Annotated in this window: 18 protein-coding genes; 13 read left to right on the forward strand and 5 right to left on the reverse strand. The window is 39.8% G+C overall.

Annotated elements, in window-relative coordinates; genetic code table 11:
• Window positions 1-65: 65 nt before the first annotated feature.
• The 3 genes from B3E92_RS24310 to B3E92_RS00915 are packed head-to-tail and all read right to left on the reverse strand — an operon-like array spanning window position 66 to window position 856.
• The gene (locus B3E92_RS24310) at window positions 66-206 is read right to left on the reverse strand and encodes a GNAT family N-acetyltransferase (RefSeq protein ID WP_353681975.1); all 141 of its coding nucleotides are present in this window, start codon (window positions 204-206) and stop codon (window positions 66-68) included.
• Entirely contained in the window at window positions 193-345 is a 153-nt protein-coding gene (locus B3E92_RS00910; protein WP_286894904.1) for a hypothetical protein, read from the reverse strand. Before B3E92_RS00910 ends, B3E92_RS24310 begins: the two co-directional genes overlap by 14 nt.
• Before the next feature lie 55 nt (window positions 346-400).
• On the reverse strand, window positions 401-856 hold the full coding sequence (locus tag B3E92_RS00915; protein ID WP_286894905.1) for a DinB family protein: 456 nt from the start codon (window positions 854-856) through the stop codon (window positions 401-403).
• 499 nt (window positions 857-1,355) lie between these two features.
• On the opposite strand from B3E92_RS00915, the gene B3E92_RS00920 reads away from it, so the two are divergent.
• The 13 genes from B3E92_RS00920 to B3E92_RS00980 all read left to right on the forward strand — a co-directional run bounded on the left by B3E92_RS00920 (window position 1,356) and on the right by B3E92_RS00980 (window position 20,238).
• The gene (locus B3E92_RS00920; protein ID WP_254667697.1) at window positions 1,356-2,672 is read left to right on the forward strand and encodes an ATP-binding protein; all 1,317 of its coding nucleotides are present in this window, start codon (window positions 1,356-1,358) and stop codon (window positions 2,670-2,672) included.
• A gap of 90 nt (window positions 2,673-2,762) precedes the next feature.
• Complete coding sequence (locus B3E92_RS00925; protein ID WP_046674552.1) at window positions 2,763-3,362, forward strand: TetR/AcrR family transcriptional regulator; 600 nt, start codon at window positions 2,763-2,765, stop codon at window positions 3,360-3,362.
• A gap of 77 nt (window positions 3,363-3,439) precedes the next feature.
• Entirely contained in the window at window positions 3,440-4,642 is a 1,203-nt protein-coding gene (locus B3E92_RS00930) for an efflux RND transporter periplasmic adaptor subunit (RefSeq protein ID WP_286894907.1), read from the forward strand.
• A gap of 14 nt (window positions 4,643-4,656) precedes the next feature.
• A complete protein-coding gene (locus B3E92_RS00935) occupies window positions 4,657-7,845 on the forward strand; it encodes an efflux RND transporter permease subunit (protein ID WP_286894908.1) in 3,189 nt (1,062 codons plus the stop codon).
• Window positions 7,846-7,869: 24 nt separating this feature from the next.
• The gene (locus B3E92_RS00940; protein WP_070565683.1) at window positions 7,870-9,297 is read left to right on the forward strand and encodes an efflux transporter outer membrane subunit; all 1,428 of its coding nucleotides are present in this window, start codon (window positions 7,870-7,872) and stop codon (window positions 9,295-9,297) included.
• A gap of 290 nt (window positions 9,298-9,587) precedes the next feature.
• Window positions 9,588-10,070, forward strand: a complete 483-nt coding sequence (locus B3E92_RS00945; protein WP_286894909.1) for a DUF4822 domain-containing protein — start codon at window positions 9,588-9,590, stop codon at window positions 10,068-10,070.
• A gap of 385 nt (window positions 10,071-10,455) precedes the next feature.
• A complete protein-coding gene (locus B3E92_RS00950) occupies window positions 10,456-11,559 on the forward strand; it encodes a sensor histidine kinase (protein ID WP_070565481.1) in 1,104 nt (367 codons plus the stop codon).
• Window positions 11,559-12,320, forward strand: coding sequence for a LytR/AlgR family response regulator transcription factor (locus B3E92_RS00955; protein WP_286767119.1), 762 nt, complete (start codon window positions 11,559-11,561; stop codon window positions 12,318-12,320). Before B3E92_RS00950 ends, B3E92_RS00955 begins: the two co-directional genes overlap by 1 nt.
• A gap of 240 nt (window positions 12,321-12,560) precedes the next feature.
• Complete coding sequence (locus tag B3E92_RS00960; protein ID WP_286894911.1) at window positions 12,561-13,679, forward strand: efflux RND transporter periplasmic adaptor subunit; 1,119 nt, start codon at window positions 12,561-12,563, stop codon at window positions 13,677-13,679.
• Between the two features lie 184 nt (window positions 13,680-13,863).
• On the forward strand, window positions 13,864-17,025 hold the full coding sequence (locus B3E92_RS00965; protein WP_286894913.1) for an efflux RND transporter permease subunit: 3,162 nt from the start codon (window positions 13,864-13,866) through the stop codon (window positions 17,023-17,025).
• A gap of 1 nt (window position 17,026) precedes the next feature.
• Window positions 17,027-18,463, forward strand: a complete 1,437-nt coding sequence (locus tag B3E92_RS00970; protein ID WP_286894915.1) for an efflux transporter outer membrane subunit — start codon at window positions 17,027-17,029, stop codon at window positions 18,461-18,463.
• Window positions 18,464-18,768: 305 nt separating this feature from the next.
• Window positions 18,769-19,638: a DMT family transporter gene (locus B3E92_RS00975; RefSeq protein WP_286894916.1), complete on the forward strand. Its 870-nt coding sequence runs from the start codon at window positions 18,769-18,771 to the stop codon at window positions 19,636-19,638.
• A 234-nt stretch (window positions 19,639-19,872) separates the two neighbouring features.
• Window positions 19,873-20,238: a VOC family protein gene (locus B3E92_RS00980; protein ID WP_046674543.1), complete on the forward strand. Its 366-nt coding sequence runs from the start codon at window positions 19,873-19,875 to the stop codon at window positions 20,236-20,238.
• 65 nt (window positions 20,239-20,303) lie between these two features.
• Here the strand turns inward: B3E92_RS00980 and B3E92_RS00985 are convergent, their stop codons facing one another.
• On the reverse strand, window positions 20,304-21,530 hold the full coding sequence (locus B3E92_RS00985; RefSeq protein WP_046674542.1) for a DEAD/DEAH box helicase: 1,227 nt from the start codon (window positions 21,528-21,530) through the stop codon (window positions 20,304-20,306).
• Between the two features lie 143 nt (window positions 21,531-21,673).
• Window positions 21,674-22,861, reverse strand: a complete 1,188-nt coding sequence (gene nhaA, locus B3E92_RS00990) for a Na+/H+ antiporter NhaA (RefSeq protein ID WP_070565493.1) — start codon at window positions 22,859-22,861, stop codon at window positions 21,674-21,676.
• Between the last annotated feature and the right edge of the window lie 433 nt (window positions 22,862-23,294).

The raw sequence follows: 23,294 nt of genomic DNA on the forward strand, positions 1-23,294 counted from the left end.
ATGGTATTACATCTAACACGCAAACGGCGACACCCTATTGACCTAGCCCAATCGGATGTCGCATGCTATAATAATCGACCCAGCCCCCGACCTCGATATTCTTCATCGACAACCAATCCCATGATTTCCGCATAAACACCAGTCTCCATACTGATAACCTGATGAACCTGAATCCAGCCAACTGTTTTATTGTCAATAATCCCCACAAATACAGCATACTCCTGCTGCCGCAACAAATCTTTCCAAAATAATTTTCATTCCTTCAATATCGGCTGGATAACCCAGTTGCTCGGTCAACCTTACGAGCTCCAAGGCATCAGATAATACCGCTTTTCTTAAGTCCATACTATAAATTTGTTTCCTATGTTTTAGAATAAGAATAGATCACCCAATACTTCAGTTATGCATCAGGTTGATCCAACAATCGGCGGTGATAATTTATTTGGCCAAGGTGATAAGTTAGATGGGTGGTCAGATGAACGAGCAAATACTGCGTCGTTGTTTTTTCTTCAAACACGAGTATGGGATATATCTCTTGCAGGTTCTCTTCTGACAACAGATCCAATGAGCGGGTAACCACATCAATCGTATCATTTATCTGATCTATCAATCGTATTCTAGGAATGTCTTTTAACGAAAACTCGGCCGCTCGATCCCTAATATACCCTGTCTTTCCTATTTCAGCACCGATGTACGTGTGAAGATTTCCAATCAAATGTAGACATAGATTGCCAGCTGAATTGGCAATATTTGGTTCAATAAGCCATATATTTCCTTCTTGTTTGTACAATGAAATTTCATCCCGCAGCCTGTTTAAGTCCCGTTGGAAAAGGCTTTTTAAAGTTTCTATAAGCATAGACTAAATTTAGATATATTTCTACTCAAAAAAGCAATTTCTATATCAACACATCAGCTTTAGCGTTAAATAGCCATATTGATACGAATCAGAAATATACATCTCCGCATGATATTATGTAATTTTAAACAACTTAAAGAGCTATAACCATGAAGATAGTTTCAAATTTCCCAAAGAAAACTTGGGTAATTTTTAGTGTAATAACAGTCGCGGCCACCATTCTCTTCGCTAAATGCGATAGTCCATCCGATGGAAATGACAGATTAGGTTTTCCATTTCCTTTTTATGAATATATGGGTGGCAAGCGCTCAGTGGAACCTGAGAATCGAAGTAGTTTCAATTCTATTTATTTTCTTTTCGATCTTATTATCTGTTTTGGACTTGCTTATTTTTTCACATTTCTAATCCAGAGATCTAAAAAATAGCGTACATTGAAATGGAATTAATCGACCAAATTATTTCCATCTGTTTTATACAAGTTTTAAGCTAAACCGTCTTTATGATGAAGAAAAGCACAAAAATAACGAACCAAAGTATCGAATCAGCAGGACTTCCCAAAGACCCTAAACATGCCATTGCTGAATATTTCTGGAATGGATTTGATGCAAAAGCCACACAGATTGAACTCTCTATAGACAGTAATGAATTAGGCTACATTAATCGTGTAAGCATACAGGACAATGGCGAAGGCATACCCCTAGAGACACTTTCTTCCTCATTTGGAAACTTTTTGGATTCTATAAAAAAAAATAGTCTCAAACGGAGCTCCTATACCAGAGGAAAAAAGGGAAAGGGTCGATTTTCTTTCTCGCTTTTTGCAACACGTGCGATTTGGGATACCGTTTTTCAGGAGAATGAATATTTCTCAAGCTACCGAATTCAAATTGATCGCGAAAGTAAAGAGCAATACGATATCAGTGAAAGCAGGCTGGTAGAATCTAAAAATACGGGAACGCAAGTTACTCTTGAAGGCGTTTTTGGACTTAATGCTACATTTTTTGAAAGCGACGACTTTAACAATTTCCTCGCACAAGAGTTTGGCTGGTTTCTCTACTTGAATAAGGATAGGAATTACGCCATACGCGTCAATGGGAAGCTATTAGCTTATGACCATTTAATCGAAGAGACAGACCAGCTTTCTTGGACAGGCTATAGCCCTGATCGTGATACTTCTTATCATTTTACCATCAATTACATTCGCTGGAACCAACAAATTGGTGATCGATATTATTATTATTTTCTGAATAGCGATAAAAAGGAAATTGCCAAAGTACTTAGCAGTTTCAACAATAACGCGATCAATTTCCACCACTCCGTCTATGTTGAATCTACCTTCTTTGATCATTTTGAACAACAAGATATCCTCCTATCTACAGAAGATAATCTTTTCTCGGGGAAGGCCAAACAAGTTATTTATCGGAATTTACATGCTGAGTTACGTGATTTACTGGATAGAAAGCAAAAAAAATATGTACTAGAGCACGCTGTCGCGGTAAAATTAACAGATCTAGAAAGAAAAGGCCTATTGCCCGAATACAGCAGCTCGGAACAAGATAAAAAAAGAAAAAACCTATTGTTAGCATTAATACAGGAACTATTTATTGTAGATCCACGCATTTTCTTCGGCATTAAAACAGACCTTATCCGCACCTATCTCGGTTTCATCGACTTGTTATTGCAGTCGGAAAAAAGCACGGAAATCCTCCCTATCATCGAACAGGCACTTCCTCTAACTGACAAAGAAAAGAATCGCATAAAACAGCTTATAACCCGCGCTGTGAACGATGAAAACACTTCTTCCGAGCAGAAAAAATAATACATTTTTATTTAATGACTTTTAGATGTCAATAAATAAAATTAAAAGTATCACTTTTGCTTAACACTGTTAAATTATTTACGCATTAGCATGGGTAGCAAAGAACGCATACAACGGCTCAAAGATGAGAATAGAACTAATATTCTAGATGCTGCGCTCCAAATCGTCAAAGAAGAAGGATGGCAGGCCTTGAGTATGCGCAAAATTGCAGATATCATCGAATATACTGCCCCCATGATATACGAGTATTTCGCCAATAAAGATGCCATTCTGATGGAGCTTGCTAACCAAGGTTATCTCCTGCTTGCCAAAAAAGTAAAACAAGCCAAATCAACTGAAACCGATTTGGAGAAACAATTGGAAGCAATGTGGTTTAGCTATTGGGATTTCGCCTTCGAAGAACGCGAATTGTACCAATTAATGTTCGGTGTGGGAACGGCCTGTTGTGGTTTTGAAAAAACCTATAAATGTGCTGAATCCCATGGAAAATTGATAAGTGATGTCATCCGTGAAATCATGAAAGAGAAAAACCCATCCGAAGAATTGATCTGCAGGAAGTATTTTACGTACTGGTCAATTATACATGGATTGATTTCGATCAATTTGGTAAACCAAGGCAATGGCGACAATACCAATCAAGAGGTTTTAAAGGATGCTATTTACGGCATCACACGCTCCCTGACTGATTAATTTTTTTACACCAAAAAATACAACGTTAAGAAATCTAACACCGTTAAATATACCAAAACTTCAATTTTTAATATCACATGAAAACAAATCTATCACCAAGTCTTAAAAGGATTTACGTTCCAACACTTAACAGTGTTAAACGAATTAATATCGTAAAGACTGCATATGTGCTCAGTGCAATCTTTCTATATAGTTGTTCAACAGGCACGAGCAAACCCATTGATCCACAACCGGTTAACCTTCCGGTCGTTACCATCGAGAATGGTAACGAGACGGTTTATCAAGAATATCCAGCAACTATTGAAGCTTCGGCCAATATTGAGATCAGGCCACAAGTCGAAGGGATTTTGGAAAACATCTATGTCGATGAAGGTGCTAAAGTAAATAAAGGTCAGGCGCTTTTTAAGATTAACGACCGCCCTTATCAGGAACAATTAAATCAAGCTAAGGCAAATTTGCTGGCAGCAAAAGCTTCCTTGGAAAACGCCGAGTTAGAAGTGGAAAAGAAAACAAAGCTGGTGAACACCAAAGTACTGACAGACTTTCAGTTAAAAACTGCAATTAGCGCACGTAACGCCGCTAGAGCAAATGTACAACTGGCACTGTCGGCGGTTGAAACGGCAAAAATCAATATCGGATACACGCTAATACGGGCTTCAGCCGAAGGATACATCGGTAGATTGCAGCGCAAACAAGGGAGTTTAGTGGGACCTACAGACTCCCAACCACTTACAGCATTGTCAAATGTAAGGGATCTCCATGTCTATTTCTCATTGGGAGAAAATGACTTTATCGCATTCAAAAACAATACAGAAGGTAGTAATTTACAACAAAAGCTTCACAACCTACCTCCGATCAGCCTAGTTCTTTCGGATCAGACAATTTATGATCAGAAAGGAAAAATTGATATGGTGGATGGCCAGTTTGACAAAAATACCGGTGCGATTACCCTCCGCGCGACGTTCAACAATCCGGAAGGGGTTTTACGTAACGGAAATACCGGCCGTGTAAGACTACAGAAGAAGTATGCACAAGCATTATTGGTACCTCAACTTGCTACCCTTGAAATGCAGGATAAAATCTTCGTTTACACCGTTGGCAAAGAAAATAAAGTTGTTCAACAGCCCATTACTGTCATCGGAAAAAGTGGTGCAAATTACCTCGTAAGCAAAGGACTGAATGCGGGAGATCGGATTGTCTACAAAGGCATTGACCTGCTTCAGGATGGGCAGAAAATTACGCCACAAGCTTTATCAAGGGATAGCATCAATTCATTATAATATTAGAAAATCACATGCTTAAGAAATTTATAGAAAGACCTGTACTTGCTACCGTTATCTCCATATTACTTGTCATATTGGGGGTGATTGGTATCCTTAAACTGCCTTTGCAGCAGTTTCCCGATATTGCACCGCCCGCGGTGCAAGTAACGGCATTATATCCTGGGGCAAATGCCGAAACGGTACTCCGTGCCGTAGCTCCCTCACTCGAAGAGTCAATCAACGGTGTTGAAAATATGAGCTACATGAGCTCTACTGCCAGTAACGACGGCTCGTTAATGATTACCGTATATTTTAAACTTGGCACTGACCCTGACCAAGCTGCTGTGAACGTCCAAAATCGTGTGGCTCAGGCAACCAGCCAATTGCCCGCTGAGGTTGTACAAGCCGGAATTACAACAGCAAAACAGCAAAACAGCTTGATCATGGTATTGGATCTCTATACGGAAGATCAGAGTAAATACGATCAGACCTTTATTACCAACTACGCGCAAATCAATATTATTCCCGAACTGAAACGGATACCTGGTGTTGGACAAGCATTGGCGTTTGGTGGTAGCAAAGACTACTCCATGCGGGTATGGCTTAATCCAAATCAAATGGCGACCTATAAACTAACGCCTGAGGAAGTTATGGCTGCAATTCAAGATAAAAACGTTGAAGCTGCTCCTGGTAAATTCGGCGAGAGCAGCCGTGAAGCTTTTGAATTTGTGATCAAATATAAAGGTAAACTCAACCAACCAAGTGACTACGAAAATATTATTATCCGCTCCAACACTGACGGTTCAGTACTTAAACTCAAAGACGTCGCTCGTGTTGAACTGGGATCCTATACCTATGCGAGCCACACCCGTATCAATGGCAAAGCGGGATTGAATATTGGGGTAATGCAGCTGGCAGGTTCGAATGCAAATGAAATTCAGATCGCGATTCAAAAATTCATGGAGAAAGCCTCTTTAAGCTTTCCGAAAGGTGTCAAATATCTCGTTTTATACAACACAAAAGATGCACTTGATCAATCTATTGACCAAGTAAAACATACACTAGTTGAAGCATTTATATTGGTATTTTTAGTTGTCTTTCTATTCCTTCAGGACTTTAGATCGACATTAATACCAGCGATTGCAGTACCAGTAGCCATCGTTGGAACATTTTTCTTCATGCAGCTCTTCGGCTTTTCAATCAATCTATTGACCTTGTTTGCCCTGGTGCTTGCCATTGGGATTGTCGTCGATGATGCAATTGTGGTCGTCGAGGCAGTGCACGCCAAGATGGAACATGAAAATCTCCCACCTAAGCTCGCTACAACATCTGCCATGAGCGAAATCACCGGGGCAATTATCTCGATTACATTGGTGATGTCTGCCGTATTCCTTCCCATCGGCTTTATGGAAGGTTCTACCGGAGTGTTTTACCGACAATTTGCTTTCACGTTAGCGATTGCAATCGTTATTTCAGCAATTAATGCCTTGACACTAAGTCCTGCGTTATGTGCACTCTTCTTAAAACCAACGCATCATGGTCATTCTGATGCTAAGAAACTTAATTTCAAGGAACGTTTCTTTGCTGGATTCAATGTTGGATTTGACCGGTTGACTAAAAACTATTTAGGTAGTCTACGCTTCTTGATCCGTTACAAGTGGGTTGCATTTGCAGGATTGGCGATTACCCTACTTTTGACAATATTTATGATCCGTAAAACACCTACTGGATTTATTCCGTCGGAAGACCAAGGATTTATTGCCATTTCTTTATCCATGCCTGCAGGCGCTTCGTTAGATCGTACTTCTGGGGCATTAGCCGAAGCTGAGAAGCAACTTCAACATGCTGATTTTACCAAAACTTTAAATGTACTTGCTGGTTTCAATATTTTAACACAATCCACAAGTCCTTCAGCGGGTGTTGCATTTATCCTCCTTAAACCACATGAAGAACGTGGTCAGATAAAAGACATCAATGCGATTATGGCCGATGTGAATCAACGCCTGGCAAATATCAAAGGCGCAAATTTCTTTGTCTTTACCTTCCCTACAGTACCAGGGTTCAGTAATGTTGACGGTCTCGATATGGTATTGCAGGACAGAACCGGTGGACAACTTGGAAAATTCAGTGGCGTAGGCCAGAAGTTTATTGGCGAACTGATGAAACGTCCTGAAATCATGATGGCTTTCACAACCTTTAAAGCAGATTATCCACAATATGAGCTCCAGGTAGATGATATCAAGGCAGAGCAACTTGGCGTAAGCACAAAAAGTATATTACAAACCATGCAGGCCTATTTTGGTAGTGCCCAAGCTTCAGATTTTAATCGTTTTGGAAAGTACTATCGTGTGATGGTCCAAGCTGATGCCAAGGATAGAAGTGAACCTACTTCAATGGACGGTATTTTTGTAAAAAACAGATTAGGTGATATGGTTCCCATCAATACATTAGTCAAATTAGAACGTGTATATGGACCGGAAACAGCATCGCGGTACAACTTGTTTAATTCAATTGGCATAAATGCAATACCAAAACCCGGATATAGTTCTGGAGACGCTATCCGTGCAGTTGAGGAAGTTGCAAAACAACAATTGCCTACTGGATTTACCTATGAATTCTCAGGTATGACCAAGGAAGAAATTGTCTCCGGAGGACAGTCTACATTGATTTTTATTCTATGTCTGATATTTGTTTACTTCTTGCTTGCGGCACAATATGAAAGCTACATCATTCCATTAGCGGTTATTCTATCCATTCCGACCGGCATATTTGGCGTCTTTGCAGCAATTAGCTTCACTGATATCGCCAACAACATCTATGTACAAGTTGCACTTGTCATGTTGATTGGTTTACTGGCCAAAAATGCCATTTTGATTGTGGAATTTGCTATTCAAGGGCGCAAACAGGGGCTATCGATTCCTAGCGCTGCACTTAAAGCCGCAAGATTACGTTTGAGGCCTATTATCATGACTTCTTTAGCCTTTATTGTTGGTATGATTCCAATGATGACAGCCGTAGGTCCGTCTGCTCAAGGAAATCATTCCATCAGTATTGCCGCTGCGGGTGGGATGTTCACCGGAGTAGTTTTAGGGCTCTTTATTATCCCGATTCTCTTTATTTTCTTCCAATTTATCCAAGAGAAAATAGCTGGTGTCCCGAAGCAAATACAGTATGAAAGCGAGACCGCTTCGTTGGAAATACCCGTGCATACAAACAATTAGTATATCATGACAAAATTTAAATATATGAATAGTAAAGCAAAGTTACTGACGGTTTTCATCTTATCTTTTGTCGCATGGTCCTGTAAAACAGATAAGTTGGTCAGCAATCAACACCTTGCCCCTAACTTACCCGAACAGTACCGCGACCAAGCTAAAGCTCCGCAGGAAACTAGCATTGGCTCTATTCCATGGCGTGATTTTTTTAAAGATCAAATCCTACAGACATTGATTGACAGTGCAATACAACATAACTTAGATATGAAGCTAGCACTGAAAAACATAGAAGCGTCTCAACTGAGCCTGAAACAAGCAAAAGCGAACTATCTTCCCTCAGCCCAGCTACAGATCAGGGGAAATAGCACCAATCCATCCAATAACAGTATGAATGGATTGAGCCTCGGACAGTTTTTAGGCCAACATCATGTGGAGGATTATACGGCATCCTTAGGTTTATCCTGGGAGGCCGATCTATGGGGTAAAATCAAAAATCAAAATATCGCTGCTTTAGCTTCCTATCTGCAGACAGAAGAAGCTAAAAAAGTAATTCAAACCCAATTAATTGCACAAGTTGCACAAGGTTACTATCAACTGCTGATGCTATATCAATTGCGTGATATTGCCAAACAAAACTTGCAATTAAGCGATACAACCTTACGCATCGTCCAACAGCAATATGAAGTTGGTGACATTACGCTGCTTGCGTTGGAACAGGTTGATGCGCAACGATTGTCCGCAGCGGCGTTAATTCCTGACTTTGAACGGCAGATCACTATTCAGGAAAATGCCATTCAGATTCTTAGCGGAAAACTCCCACAAGAGATTAAGACAGCGGAGAAATTGACAGACATCCAGTTCCCCGAAGAGCTAGCAACTGGCATACCAGCTGATTTGTTGAGCCACCGTCCGGATGTAAAACAGGCCGAACTAGCTGTTACAACTTCACAGGCCTATCAACAGTATGCAAAAGCGCGCATGTATCCTTCCTTGGTGATTAGTGCCGAAGCTGGCGTAAACGCATTCAAAGCAAGTAATTGGTTCAACTTGCCCGCGTCATTATTTGGTGCAATTACAGGGAGTATTACACAACCTATTTTCCAACGCAAGGAATTAAAAACGCAATATGAGCTGGCGCGTGTCGAACAAGAAAAGAATGTATTGATCTTCAAGCAAAAAGTAATTTCAGCCGCTGGGGAAGTATCCGATGCTTTAATTTCAATTCAAAAATTGAAAGAAAAACAAAAGATTACTTCGGATAGAACGACGCGTTTAAAGCAAGCGACAAAGCATGCCAATCTTTTGTTTGAAACAGGAATGGCCACCTACTTGGAAGTAATCACAGCGCAAAGCAATATCTTACAAAGTGAGCTCGAACTTGCTCAGGTAAAAAAAGCGGAGCTTTCTGCTGTTGTTGATCTATACCGTTCATTGGGAGGTGGATGGAGCAATAACTAATGCGGTATAAAAAGCAATTTTCTAATTTTATTATACATATCTGGTAGATGGGGGGCCCTTAGGGTCCCCTGTTTTATTTTTATCCGAAGTTCATTTTTACACCACCTTTAACATAACACCCTGTAAAGCAAACTTCAAATTAGGCAATACATAAGCTTTTTCTATTTTTTAGAATTTCTTCAACAACCCGATCGCATTCAATTTATAAATCCTTCAAACCTTGGAATAAAAGAGACAAATGCAACTGAACCAATGCGATTACTTTTGTTTCATAATATAAATTTTATAAAATGAGAGATTTAAAAAAGATTGCACTAGCGGTATGTATCGCCTTATGCACATTAGCAGTCGTGAGCTGCAGTAAAGATGATGAAACTGTTGTTGAGCCCCAGCTTACCCCAAGCGAAATATTAGCCAGTACGCCATGGGAAACAACAAACGCAAAGAATAATAAAGGTGAAAGTGTAGTATTAACAGATCCTAACGTGGCAAATTTTGTAGGATTTGCTTATTTCAAATCTGATGGTACTTTTACAATGTTCAATCTTGACAATTCTCCAAAAATGCACGGCGACTGGACCGTATCTGCAGATGGTAAAACGAGAACAATTGTTGCTAAAAATGCTGCTGGAGAAACGTTGTTTACTCGTGTGGTTGATATTACGGTATTAACAAAGAAAGAATTCACTTATAGAGTTTATCCAAACGCTAATGACAAAACGATCTATTTCGATATCATCCATACACCAACAACTCATCAAGAGCCAAAATAATTTATTAGATAACACATCGAAAAAATAGTAACCACAATAAAACAGAAAGGCTTGACGAAATGATGTCAAGCCTTTCTGTCTATCGCTAAAAACGAATTCCATATTCAAAGTCACTCTTTGACACGATTAGATCAAATGATTATAAAGCAAAAGATAACTACAAGATTTACAATATATTAAAAAAAATAGCACAGGGATATCATTATGAATTATACACTGATAGGCCAAGGTTAGATCATCTATCAGCCTTCGTCAATATACGCCTGAGTGCATCAAATTGATATTTCAGTCAGGGCTTTATACGCTTCAGCAGAAATTTGTCGTCCAATACTAAAAGGAATTACGAAATTTGCATAGATTTCACCGATACAGATAAGTTAAAAGAATGCAGGATATAGCGATCTATAAAAACGATAAGACTCTAATTAGTACAAATAAAAAAAGGCTGATATTTACCTTTCTGTCCTTTCTGCTTATTTATCTCGTTGCCTATATTATTGATCCTTTCTCGAGTTGCTGGGATGGCTATTTTAAACGGAATATGTTTGAAATACTCGGTGAATGGACATTTACGATCATTTATAGCTTTATCATTTCCGAATTTAGTATCATTGTCCATGACAAGCTTAATAAGTTCTTAACCTGGAAAGATAGTCCGACAGAGCGACTTCTACTTGAAACCGTCATCAACCTTTTTGCAGTACTCTTTATCAATTTACTTCTGGAGTACCTGATTTCAAAATATTATTTTGGACCTCAAAATGTTACTATAGCCCCATCTTTGGAGGAAAAAAGGGGGATGATTCAAAACATTACAATCAGTGTATTGATTGCGTTGATGATCATGGGGATCAATATTGGTAGTCATTTGATCACCAACTGGAAGAATGAATCCATGCGCGCTGCAAAGCTTGATCAGGTCATTCTTGAAACAGAACTTCAATCGTTAAAATTACAGATCGACCCCCATTTTGTCTTTAATAACCTGAGCGTGCTCTCAGAAATCATCCTCGAAGACCAACAATTAGGCTATGAATATGCAGAAAACTTCTCCAAAATATATCGCTACCTTCTTGTCAATTCCAAAAAGGACATTATCTCACTCGAAGAAGAACTCAACTTTCTAAATTCATACATATTTCTCATCAAAAACCGATTTGGCGATGGGGTAAACTTCGAAATAAACGTCAATCCCGCCAAACGCAATTGCCAATTACCTCCTCTTACCTTACAGTTATTGGTAGAAAATGCATTAAAGCATAATCAGACAAATAAGAGAAAACCGCTGAAAATTAAAGTCTACACCAACGCCCAGAATCAACTTGTTGTTGAAAATATATTAATTCCTATTGAGAATGTATCCGAATCATCGGGAATCGGGATTTCAAACATCATTAAAAGATACGATTTGCTATCCAACTTAAAACTGCAAATAAAGAATGATGGCAAAACATTTAACGTTATACTCCCACTTTTAGCGCAAGCATAATGAATATAACCAAAGTATTAATCATCGAGGACGAAAAACTCAATGCCGATCGTTTAAAGCGACTTTTGAAAGAAATAAAACCATCCATCATTATTTTGGATGTACTTGATAATATTGCGGATAGCATCAATTGGTTCAATAGCAATGAACTTCCCCACCTGGTCATGATGGATATTCGTTTATCCGATGGCTTAAGCTTTGAAATATTAGAGACTATAAAAATAGACTGCCCAATCATATTTACAACAGCATTTGACGAATACGCTGTGAGGGCTTTTAAATTCAATAGCATAGATTATTTGCTCAAACCTGTAGAAAAAATAGAGCTGGGAAATGCCATCCAAAAACTTGACTATCAAAAAGATCTCCAGATCAACCAACAACCGCTTCAAGGTTTATTGGATTTTATCTATCCAAAAGATTTTCGCTCACGTTTTCTAATTCCATTCAAAGACGGTTATAAGACCATTCTCGTCGAAGAAATATTATACTTTTACTCCGAATTTAAACTTACCCATGCGCAACTCAAATGTGGTACTGTCGAAATTGTCCCTCAAACAATGGAAGAACTCGAACAGCAATTGAATCCAAAAGTATTTTTTCGCGCCAACAGGCAATTCATTGTACATATAGATGCGATCAAAAGATTACATAACCACTTCAACGGAAAACTAAAAATAGAAATTAAACATAACGATCAAGTGGAAATCCTTGTGAGCAGAGAAAAGGCTCAACTGCTAAAAAATTGGTTAGACTATTAATGTTAAAACTGATCCGCTTGCTCCTTTTTTCGTCAGAAAGGTAAAGTAAGTTTTCGCGATGAAGAAGGGATGTTAATCTATAAGCCCAATATCTTCAACACAATTGGATCGTACCATTTAATATCGTAAAATTCAGCTCACCACTGTGACGTTTCAGTAAGCAATTGTAACGTCTCGGTAGATTTCTTTGCCTTATGGCTTAAAAGAATTCTTTTCTTTGTTTCATTATAAAATGATAAAATGGCACAAAGAACGATGACTTTAAAACCTTTCCTTACACTTATTACAGCAGCAGCATTATTATCGTCCTGTGGAGGCAACCAAGATCAACCGCAAGAGCAGGCAGTTACTGTTGACTTTATCGAATTATCTCCTACCCACGCGGAGACCGAAAAAAAATATCCTGGTACATTAGAGGGGACCGTCAACGTCGATGTCAAAGCGCAAGTAACGGGATATCTGGATCAGATTTATGTCAAAGAAGGAGACTATGTATCCCAGGGTCAACCCCTTTTCAAAATAAAAGCTGATGTCTACAACGAACAAGTAAACAACAGCAAGGCAGCTTACCAAGCTGCTTTATCGGCAGAACAAAACGCGAAATTGGAGATTGAAAAAATCAAACCACTTGTTGAAGGTAAAGTGTATACCGAATTACAGTTAAAAACTGCAGAGGCCAATTATGCCGCAGCTAAAGCACAGGTAGCGCAAGCACAAGCTGCACTCGGTTCATCTCAAATAAATGCCAAATTTACGTTGATCAATGCACCAGTGAGTGGTTATATCGGCCGTATTCCTAATCGGATCGGAAATTTAATTACCGCAGCAGATGCGACACCGTTAACAACGCTATCTGAAATCAATACCGTAAATGTGTATTTTTCATTGAGTGAGGCCGATTTTATAGCCTTTATCAAAGATCAGAATAACAAATCATCCAATCAACAAGCAACGCTATTACTAGCTGATGGAACGGCATACAACCATTCGGGGAAAGTAGAATTAGCCAGTGGTAACATCGACAGAACAACCGGAAGCATGGCACTTAAAGCAAGTTTCACCAACCCTGATAAAATTCTCCGTTCGGGTGGTTCAGCCAAAGTAATCTTGAAAAAAGCGCACGAAAACGTATTGTTGGTACCTATGGCGGCTGTCAAGGATATTCAAGATCGCTACTTCGTTTATGTTATTGGCGAAAAGAACAAAATTTCCATGAAACAGATTGAAATTGCGGGAAATACCGCCAACGCCTATTTACTTAAATCAGGACTTACAGCTGGTGAAAAAATCGTTATGAATAGAATTGACATGCTTAACGATGGAATGCAAGTTCAACCGACTAAAAAATCCACCATGTAACCAGATGGAGCGTAAATAGCAACAACAGAGCTGCTGAAAAAGTTCCTTTTTAAATATTTGGGAGAAATCTAGGCAATAGCAATCATGGCAAAAGCTGCAACGTCCAAAGAGCGGTAACACGCCTATACGTTCCGTATGCACTTTTAAAAAATGGTACTAAAAGCTTTATAAAAATTATACTAAAATGTTAAAGAAATTTATTGACAGGCCAGTTTTGGCAACTGTTATATCGATCATATTTGTCATACTGGGGGTCATCGGTCTTTTTAGGCTGCCCCAAACGCGATTCCCGGATATCGCCCCGCCCACGGTCCAAGTTACCGGAAGCTATCCCGGAGGAAATAGCGAAACAGTATTGAGATCAGTTGTTACACCCCTTGAAGAACAAATCAATGGTGTGGAGGACATGGAATACATTACATCGACTGCAAGTAACGATGGTACATTCTCTGTGCGCATTGTCTTTAAAGCAGGTGTAAACCCAGATCAAGCAGCCGTCAACGTGCAAAACAGAGTACAACAGGCTACTCCGATCTTGCCACAGGAAGTTGTCCGGATGGGATTAACAACCTCCAAGCAACAAAATAGTATGATCATGATATTTAATATCTATACAGAAGATAATAAAAAATATGATGAACTATTTTTACAGAATTATGTGAACATCAACTTGATCCCACAGATCAAGCGTGTTCCCGGGGTCGGTCAGGCGATGGTATTTGGTTCCAAAGACTATTCGATGCGTGTATGGTTGAATCCGCAAAAAATGGCAAGTTATGGACTTGTGCCGCAAGAAGTCATTGCTGCAATTTCCAAACAAAGTCTGGAATCTGCACCTGGAAAATTAGGTGAAGAATCAAAAGCACCTCTTGAATATGTTATACGCTATAAGGGGAAAAAGAATCTTCCAGAGCAGTATGAAAACATTATCGTTAAAAACAATAATGTCCAGATCGTACGTTTAAAGGATGTGGCACGTATTGAGTTTGGCTCGATCAGCTATAGCGGTAATTCCCAAAACAACGGTCTCAATACCGTCACCATCGGTATATTCCAGACATCAGGCTCCAACGCCAATGAAATTGAAATTGGAATCGACAAACAGATTGAAATAGCGCAACGCTCATTCCCTCCTGGAATCAAGATTTTTAAATTGATCAGTACCAAGGAGCGCTTGGATGAAAGTACAGCCCAAGTACGCTCGACATTAATTGAAGCCTTCATTTTGGTTTTCCTCGTTGTATTCTTATTCTTACAAGACATACGATCGACTATTATTCCAGCAATTGCAGTCCCTGTAGCTATCGTAGGTACCTTCTTCTTCTTGCTCGTATTTGGCTTTACCATCAATATATTGACGTTATTTGCCCTCGTACTCGCCATTGGTATTGTTGTCGATGATGCAATTGTCGTTGTCGAAGCAGTACATGGAAAGATGGAGACTTCCAATTTAACAGGTAAACAGGCTACCCATAGTGCCATGAGTGAAATCACTGGAGCTGTAATCTCCATTACCTTGGTGATGTGTGCAGTTTTTATTCCCATTGGATTTATGACAGGTTCATCGGGCATGTTTTATAAACAGTTTGCCTATACTCTTGTGATCGCCATTGTGATCTCTGCGATCAATGCCTTGACGCTGACACCTGCACTATGTGCATTATTACTTAAAAATACACACGCCGAAAATCAAGATGGACAGACCTCAAAAACTGGCTTTTCTCAGCGTTTTTTCAAAGCGTTTAACGCAGGCTTCGAAAACATGACCAATCGATACGTTGGTTCATTAAAATTCCTTGCAAAGAAAAAATGGATTTCGTCACTTTTGATCCTGGCTACAATTGGCGTTGCGGGGTACCTCATGACAAGCACTTCCAAAAGTTTCGTACCAATGGAAGATGATAACTTTGTCGTATACAGTTTGGAAATGCCCCCAGGAACGGGACTGGACCGAACAACAAAAGCAGTAGAAAAAATCGAAAAACTACTGGCCGATATCCCTTCGATTGAAAGCCATACAAGTATTACTGGATTCAATATGATCGGTAACAACTCCAGCGCAGCCTATGCGACAGGATTTATACGCTTGAAAGATAAAAAGAAACGTGGTGAGATGAACGATATTGATCAGATTCACCAAGTTATCTCACAAAAATTATCCAGTGTCAAAGAAGGTAACGCAATGGCATTTCGCTCCCCTCCTGTTGATGGTTATGGTATGATGAATGGCGCGGAACTCGTTTTGCAGGACAGAGCTGGTAAATCGCCGGTAGAGCTCAAAGCAATGTCCGACTCCGTTATTGCGCAGATTATGAAACAACCGGGAGTGCAATTTGCCTATACCATGTTCAGAGCAGATTATCCACAGATGGAGTTAGAAGTAGATGAAGACAAAGCGGCCCAACTTGGCGTAGATGTCAGTGAAATGCTTTCGTCCGTTCAAACTTACTTTGCGGGTGACCAATCATTGAATTTCAATCGTTTCGGTAAATTCTATCGGATAGCAGTTAAAGCTGATGGCATTTATAGAACCGATAAAGAAGCATTCAACGAAATATTTGTCAAGAATAATCTTGGCCAAATGGTCCCTGTAAATACCTTGGTCACACTTCGTAAAGTGTATGGTCCTGAGTCGGTAACCCGTTATAATTTATACAATTCGCTCACGATAAACGTTGTTAGTACGCCTGGTATCAGTAATGGTGCGATCATGGAAACATTGGAGAAAAATGTATTGACCAAGTTACCGGGAGACTACAGCTACGAATGGACGGGACTTAGCTTGGAAGAGAAGTCATCAGGCAATCAAACCGTACTTATCTTAGCATTAAGCTTGCTATTTGTCTATTTCTTACTATCAGCACAGTACGAAAGTTATTTATTGCCTCTTGCCGTCCTGTTATCAATCCCAACAGGTATGATCGGCTCTTTCCTAGGAACACGTGCTATTGGATTGGACAACAATATCTACGTCCAGGTCGGCTTGATCATGCTCATCGGTCTTTTGGCAAAAAATGCCATTTTGATTGTTGAATTTGCTTTACAGCGGAGAATAGCAGGCTCCTCACTCATTGATTCGGCTTTAGAAGGCGCAAGAGCTCGTCTACGCCCAATCTTGATGACTTCATTGGCTTTCATTGCGGGTATGGTCCCCTTGATGTTTGCGACCGGCGGAACGGCTACAGGTAACCATTCCATCAGTACAGGAGCAGCAATGGGTATGTTAAGCGGTGTTATCCTTGGGGTAATTATTATACCATTACTGTACCTGGTGTTCCAATATTTGCAAGAAAAAGTTTCGGGTAAAAAACTTACGGACAATACAGTACACAATACAAACGATTAAAATGAAAAAATTTCATCACTATATAACAATTTTCGCAAGCACTACCCTGTTGTTGTCCGCATGCAGCGTGGGCAAAAAATACACCCGTCAGGAGATAGCAATGCCCGAAAATTTCAAAAACAGCGAGGTTGTCGTGACGTCTGATACGCTACAGCTATCCTGGCGTAACTTCGTACAGGATCCCCTGTTGACATCACTCATTGAAAAGGCTTTGTCCAATAATACGGACGTCAATGTAGCACTCCTGAACATGCAACAATTGGAACTCGCGTACAAGCAGTCTAAGAAAGGATTACTACCAACAGCTGATTTAAGTATTGGAGCGAATAGAACCTGGTTATCGAGCAACTCTTTAAATGGCTCACTAAGTGACCAATTTATCGGGACGCCTCATATGGACGATTATAGTGCTACGCTCAGATTGTCTTGGGAAGCCGATATATGGGGAAAGGTAAAAATGCAAAAAGAAGAATCCTTGGCCAATTTTTTTGGCCAAAAGGAAAATTTATCGGCTTTGAAAACCCGGGTTATTGTACAGGTCATCCAGTCATATTACAATCTGATTGCTTTGGATGAACAGCTTAAGATTGCACAAAGAAATGTTCAATTGAGCGATAGCACACTGAATATGATACGTTTGCAATACAACTCATCACTGGTCAGTTCGCTTGCTGTGGAGCAAGCCGAAGCTCAGAAGAAAACTGCTGAATTATTAATTCCCCTAGCCCATCAAAATATGGCGGTCGAAGAAAATGCACTGAGCATTCTTTGCGGAGGTTTCCCCGAGGGCATTCAACGTACAGCAAGTTTAGATGATACGATTGTTGGAGACGGACTTGCCGCAGGGGTACCGGCCGAACTATTAAGCCGCAGACCAGATGTCAGAGCAGCTGAATACGCTGTTGTGGCTGCGACAAGCAGAATGGGACTCGCTAAAGCAGCAATGTACCCCTCCATAAGCTTGACTCCATCCATTGGTACAAACTCCATTCAATTTAGCAAATGGTTTGATCTACCGGGTTCTATTGTGAAAACAATAGCAGGGAATATTGCTCAACCGATTTTTCAGAAAGGGGCCTTGAAAACAAACTATGAGATATCGGTCATCGAACGCGAAAAGATAGCTTTGCAGTTTAAACAGTCGGTTATGGTCGCAGTTTTGGAAGTTTCTGATGCCTTGGCAAAAATCAAACATACAGAACAGCGCCTGCAACTTATCCACGCCAAATCAAATGCCCTCACCAAAGCCACCGCTGATGCGGCCTTACTTTACAAAAGTGGGATGGCAAACTATTTGGAAGTGATAACTGCCCAAAACAATGCACTTCAAAATGATTTGGAACGTATTACAGTAAAACGGGAAAAGCTCAATGCGGCCATAGATCTTTACCGTGCACTGGGGGGCGGAACGGATACTTTACCGCCAAATACGCCATAAAAGCAGAAAATAAAAAGCACAAAATAAAGGCAACTGAATAAATATACGCCCCTAGAAGCAAAAACTTCCTAGGGGCTTTTTCATTACTTTTTTGCAGCTGCGCCCAAAATTCCCTATCTTCGGGTAAATACAAATATGATGAATAGAACGAGTTGTCTTCCTCCTCCAGTAGCGTAATATTTTTTCCCGATATTACTGAAGCCCAATACCAGAAATGGACCGATTTGCTGTGCTTCTTATTTTCTATCAATTTTATTATTTAACATCTTTCGTCCTTATTGGACGGAACTGGAAGACAATTTCTTATGAAACATTCATATTTCATGCTGCACCTTGCTGTGCTGTGCCTGGGACTATCTGGCGTATTTGGAAAAGTGATTTCACTCAACGAGGGGATACTCACATGGTACCGTGTATTTTTAGCTGCCGTTATCCTATTTTTTATTCTAAAATGGTATAAAATACCTACAGATTTTACTTTCAAAGAGAAACTGCATATTGCAAAAAATGGGGTACTATTGACAGTATCCTGGCTATTATTCTATGCTAGCATCAAATATTCAAACATTTCCATCGGCGTGATCTGCTACTGTATGGCAAGTTTTTTTACCGCTATTTTTGCACCGATGATCAATAAAACGAAATTTAGATTGTCTGAACTTCTGTTGAGTGGACTTACGTTGTGTGGGATAGCACTGATATTTCACTTCGATACCTCACACCAGCTTGGCATAGTCTTAGGGATAATTTCTCCGGCTTTTGCCTCACTCTATGCGGTTCACAATGAAAAATTGACCAAAAAGTACAATGCAATATGCATTAATTATTATCAAATGATCGGTGGAACAATAGGGCTGGCATGTCTACTTCCTTTTTACATTCAGCACTATCCAATCAGCACTTTCATTCCCAATGCCCTGGATATTTTCTATCTGATCATCCTATCTTTATGTTGCACTGTGGGAGTCTATCTCGCATTTACAGAAATCTTAAAGAAGATATCAGCATTTACATTGAACTTAAGCTTAAATCTTGAGCCAGTATATGCTATTTTGATTGCATTTTTACTTCTTAATGAAGCAAGAGAATTAAACCTATCCTTCTATGTTGGACTGTTTTTGGTTGTTTCATCTGTGTTATTGCAGTATTGGATCAGCAGTAAAAAGAGCGCTTAACAACCTCCATTCATTTCCCAGTCAAACGAAGATTGGGAAATGAATATTGTTTCCTCCTTGTGCCAAGCAGGTAGCCCCGATAAACAGGTAGCCCCGAAAAAACATGTTGAAAAGAAAAATGTGTGTCATTTTCAACAAAGCATTATATTTATGAAACGATTCGGGTTTTAATTCCAAAACCGGCACAACCGGTCAAGCAATTTATTATATATACATTAAATAGATAGTTCCGTTATGAGCAATAGCAGTACAGAAAACAAATTTGTCAACCAGCAGATCCAATACCTTGAGTTTGTATCAAGCGACCTTGAACGTGCCAAAGCATTCTACTCAACGAGTTTCGGTTGGGAGTTTACGGATTACGGACCAGCATATACGGCTTTTGGCGGAAAATATGTTGATGGTGGTTTTACACTTGGTGACCCCAGAAATGGCAGTATTCTCGTCGTTATCTATGCCGACGATCTACAGGCTACGCGTGATCAGGTTATCCGTGCTGGCGGGACCATATTAAAAGATATTTTTAGCTTTCCCGGAGGAAAAAGATTTCAGTTCCAGGATCCTGATGGATATGAATTAGCCGTATGGACTGTTGAATGAAAGTTAAATACAATATATACTCAAATACAAAGCCCCCATATTTATGGGGGCTTTGTATTTTAAAATCAGGCTCTTTTAGCTTTCTGATAGTTTTTATTTTTATTCCTATTGAAACGCTTCTTCTTATGCTGTGGATTCTTTTTGGCAGGATTGTAAGTAGGTCCCGCTTCAAACCCCTCTGGCAATGGAAGTTGTTCAATCGGATAACCTATTAAATTCTCGATCTGAGCGAAACGGTTTTGGTCTTTCTCATTGACAAAGGTAATGGCTGTTCCTGTAGTTGCTGCCCGTGCCGTACGTCCAATACGGTGTACGTAGTCTTCCGGATCCGGTGGAACATCGTAATTAACGACCAAACTGATCCCCACCACATCGATACCGCGAGATATCACATCTGTCCCTACCAGTACCCGTACCTGACGAGACCGGAATCTAGCCATGATATCTTCCCGTTTCGACTGCTCGAGATCCGAATGGAAACCCTCCGCATCAATCCCCTGCTTCTGTAATTCCTGAGCGAGAAGTTTGACCGTAGTTTTTTGGGACGCAAAAATAATAACAGATACATAGTTCGGATCCTTCAGTATATTCTTCAGAAGCTCCATTTTCTGTTGATCATACGCAAGATATACACGTTGATCTATCCCTTCCGAAGGTTTAGAAATGGCAATATTAACTTCCACAGGCTCTTGCAGAATTTTTCGGGCAAAAGATCTGATCTTCATCGGCATCGTCGCCGAAAACAAAAGCATCTGCTTTTTCTTCGGTAGATAACTTACAATACGTAAAATATCGTCTTGAAATCCCATATCCAGCATACTATCGGCTTCATCCAAAACAAAGTGCTTTAAATGAGAGAGATCAATCTTCATGGAGGTAAGATGGCTTATCAACCTTCCCGGCGTAGCAACAATAATATTTACCCCCTCTCGTATGGCCCGTTTTTGCTGTTCATACCCCATACCATCACCACCACCATAAATGGCTATGGATGTTGCACCCGTATAATAAGACATGCCCATAATCTGCTGGTCAATTTGCATAGCAAGTTCCCGGGTCGGAACAAGGATAATAGCGAGGATAGATTCCCTTGAATTCCGTGCTATTGCATCGAGGATCGGCAACATATAAGCTGCTGTTTTACCTGTACCTGTCTGTGCACAGGCAATCATATCTTTTCCCTCTTTAATAATCGGGATGGTCTGTTCTTGGATCGGCGTAGCCTCCTCAAACATCATACTTTCTAAACCTTCTTCCAAAGCCGGAACAAAGCCAAATTCATCAAATCTCAACGTATTGTTTTTATTGTTGTGCCCTAAATTACTAAATCTAATTCATAAAAGTCTAAAATTAATACCTATAGCTCGTTATCCGCTTTCAAATAGATGCCCAAATAGGATTAATCTTTAACCTTCGACTGTTATCTATTCAAAATCTAATCAATAACCCCTGTTTTCTTTGCAGCTGACACAGCGCTCAAAACGACGTAGCCTAGCAGGCCGGCACATAAAGAAGCGATCAGAACCGCGAACTTGGCCTCTTCAATCAGCATGCTATCATCAAAAGACAGTATCGAGATGAAGATCGACATCGTGAAACCGATTCCCCCCAATAAGCCTACTCCAAAAATCTGTTTCCAGCCAGCCCCTTCCGGTAATTGCGCAATCTTCAACTTCTTCGCAATATAACAGATCAAAAATATACCAATTGATTTACCAGCGATAAGACCAAAGATAATACCAATCCCCAATTTTGAAGTCAAACCACCAATCATTTCCCCATGGATTGGAATAAGCGTATTCGCAAATGCAAACAGCGGAATGATAATAAAATTGACGGGTTTGGTCAATAGATGCTCCAATTTTTCCAGGGGAGATTCTTCCGCATCCGGTGTTGTTGGTAACGTCATAGCCACCAACACGCCAGCTATTGTTGCATGAATTCCCGAGTGGTGAACAAAGTACCAAATAAATAGACCCGGAATAAGGTAAGCCCATATCGCTTTAACGCCCAGTTTATTCAACACGATCAAAAACAGAAAGATGCCTAAAGCAATAAATAAATAGGTCGCATGAATACCATTGCTATAAAAGATCGCAATGACCAAAATGGCAAGTAAGTCATCAACAATGGCCAGAGCAGCCAAAAAGATTTTAAGACTGGCAGGAACCTTATTTCCCAGAAGCGTGATAACAGCTAAAGCAAATGCAATATCCGTCGCCATAGGGATACCCCAGCCGTTTGCCGTATTGGTTCCCTGATTTAATACAAAATAAATGATGGCTGGCAAAAGTGCCCCACCAACCGCAGCCAAAATGGGCAGGATTGCTTTACTTGGCGATGAGAGTTCACCCTCTACAATTTCACGTTTTATCTCGAGCCCCACCAGTAAAAAGAAAATAGCCATCAAACCATCGTTGAGCCACAATAACCACGAATATTTTAAATGAACATGATCGCTCTCAAAGCCTACTTCCTTGTTCAGGAATTCCATTACACTGGCATATAAAGGTGTATTTGCAACGATCAATGCTAGAATAACACAGGAAAAAAGTATAATTCCACCTGCAAAGCTGGATTTTAAGAATTCTCTAAAGACAGTTAAATTGATAAGTTTTGACATGATTTGAATATCTAAAAACGCTTACAAAGGTTCACAAGATACGATTTTTAGGACCATTTACCGAATTCGAGCGACGATATCCCGGGCTATATCCAATGTAGCTACCCTTTTATTTTTCGAACCTAACAAATCAAATGGGAGAAACAGACATTATACATTAAATTTTTATAAAAAGCTTTGTCATTTTTTAATGAAATAATTTGGCTTTGTTGCAAAAAATACTTAGCTTGCTACTATAGTTAATAAACCGTTTATTATGTGCAAGAAGTGGATTTTCATGGTACTTCTTTTCGTGGCAAATTTTACATATGCGCAGACGACAGAGGATAAAACCCAACATTCAGGTTCCCATTACATTATTTTAGCAATCATCGCTATTATTGTCATTGTTTATATATTATACAGGAGGCAAAAGAGGAAATTTAATGAATAA

Source organism: Sphingobacterium sp. UBA6317 (assembly GCF_002440385.1).
In the GTDB taxonomy this organism is placed as follows: domain Bacteria; phylum Bacteroidota; class Bacteroidia; order Sphingobacteriales; family Sphingobacteriaceae; genus Sphingobacterium; species Sphingobacterium multivorum.

Coding starts and splice junctions, on each gene's coding strand:
- B3E92_RS00910 (WP_286894904.1), bottom strand. CDS start 345: ATGGACTTAAGAAAAGCGGTATTATCTGATGCCTTGGAGCTCGTAAGG.
- B3E92_RS00915 (WP_286894905.1), bottom strand. CDS start 856: ATGCTTATAGAAACTTTAAAAAGCCTTTTCCAACGGGACTTAAACAGG.
- B3E92_RS00920 (WP_254667697.1), top strand. CDS start 1,356: ATGATGAAGAAAAGCACAAAAATAACGAACCAAAGTATCGAATCAGCA.
- B3E92_RS00925 (WP_046674552.1), top strand. CDS start 2,763: ATGGGTAGCAAAGAACGCATACAACGGCTCAAAGATGAGAATAGAACT.
- B3E92_RS00930 (WP_286894907.1), top strand. CDS start 3,440: ATGAAAACAAATCTATCACCAAGTCTTAAAAGGATTTACGTTCCAACA.
- B3E92_RS00935 (WP_286894908.1), top strand. CDS start 4,657: ATGCTTAAGAAATTTATAGAAAGACCTGTACTTGCTACCGTTATCTCC.
- B3E92_RS00940 (WP_070565683.1), top strand. CDS start 7,870: ATGAATAGTAAAGCAAAGTTACTGACGGTTTTCATCTTATCTTTTGTC.
- B3E92_RS00945 (WP_286894909.1), top strand. CDS start 9,588: ATGAGAGATTTAAAAAAGATTGCACTAGCGGTATGTATCGCCTTATGC.
- B3E92_RS00950 (WP_070565481.1), top strand. CDS start 10,456: ATGCAGGATATAGCGATCTATAAAAACGATAAGACTCTAATTAGTACA.
- B3E92_RS00955 (WP_286767119.1), top strand. CDS start 11,559: ATGAATATAACCAAAGTATTAATCATCGAGGACGAAAAACTCAATGCC.
- B3E92_RS00960 (WP_286894911.1), top strand. CDS start 12,561: ATGGCACAAAGAACGATGACTTTAAAACCTTTCCTTACACTTATTACA.
- B3E92_RS00965 (WP_286894913.1), top strand. CDS start 13,864: ATGTTAAAGAAATTTATTGACAGGCCAGTTTTGGCAACTGTTATATCG.
- B3E92_RS00970 (WP_286894915.1), top strand. CDS start 17,027: ATGAAAAAATTTCATCACTATATAACAATTTTCGCAAGCACTACCCTG.
- B3E92_RS00975 (WP_286894916.1), top strand. CDS start 18,769: ATGAAACATTCATATTTCATGCTGCACCTTGCTGTGCTGTGCCTGGGA.
- B3E92_RS00980 (WP_046674543.1), top strand. CDS start 19,873: ATGAGCAATAGCAGTACAGAAAACAAATTTGTCAACCAGCAGATCCAA.
- nhaA (WP_070565493.1), bottom strand. CDS start 22,861: ATGTCAAAACTTATCAATTTAACTGTCTTTAGAGAATTCTTAAAATCC.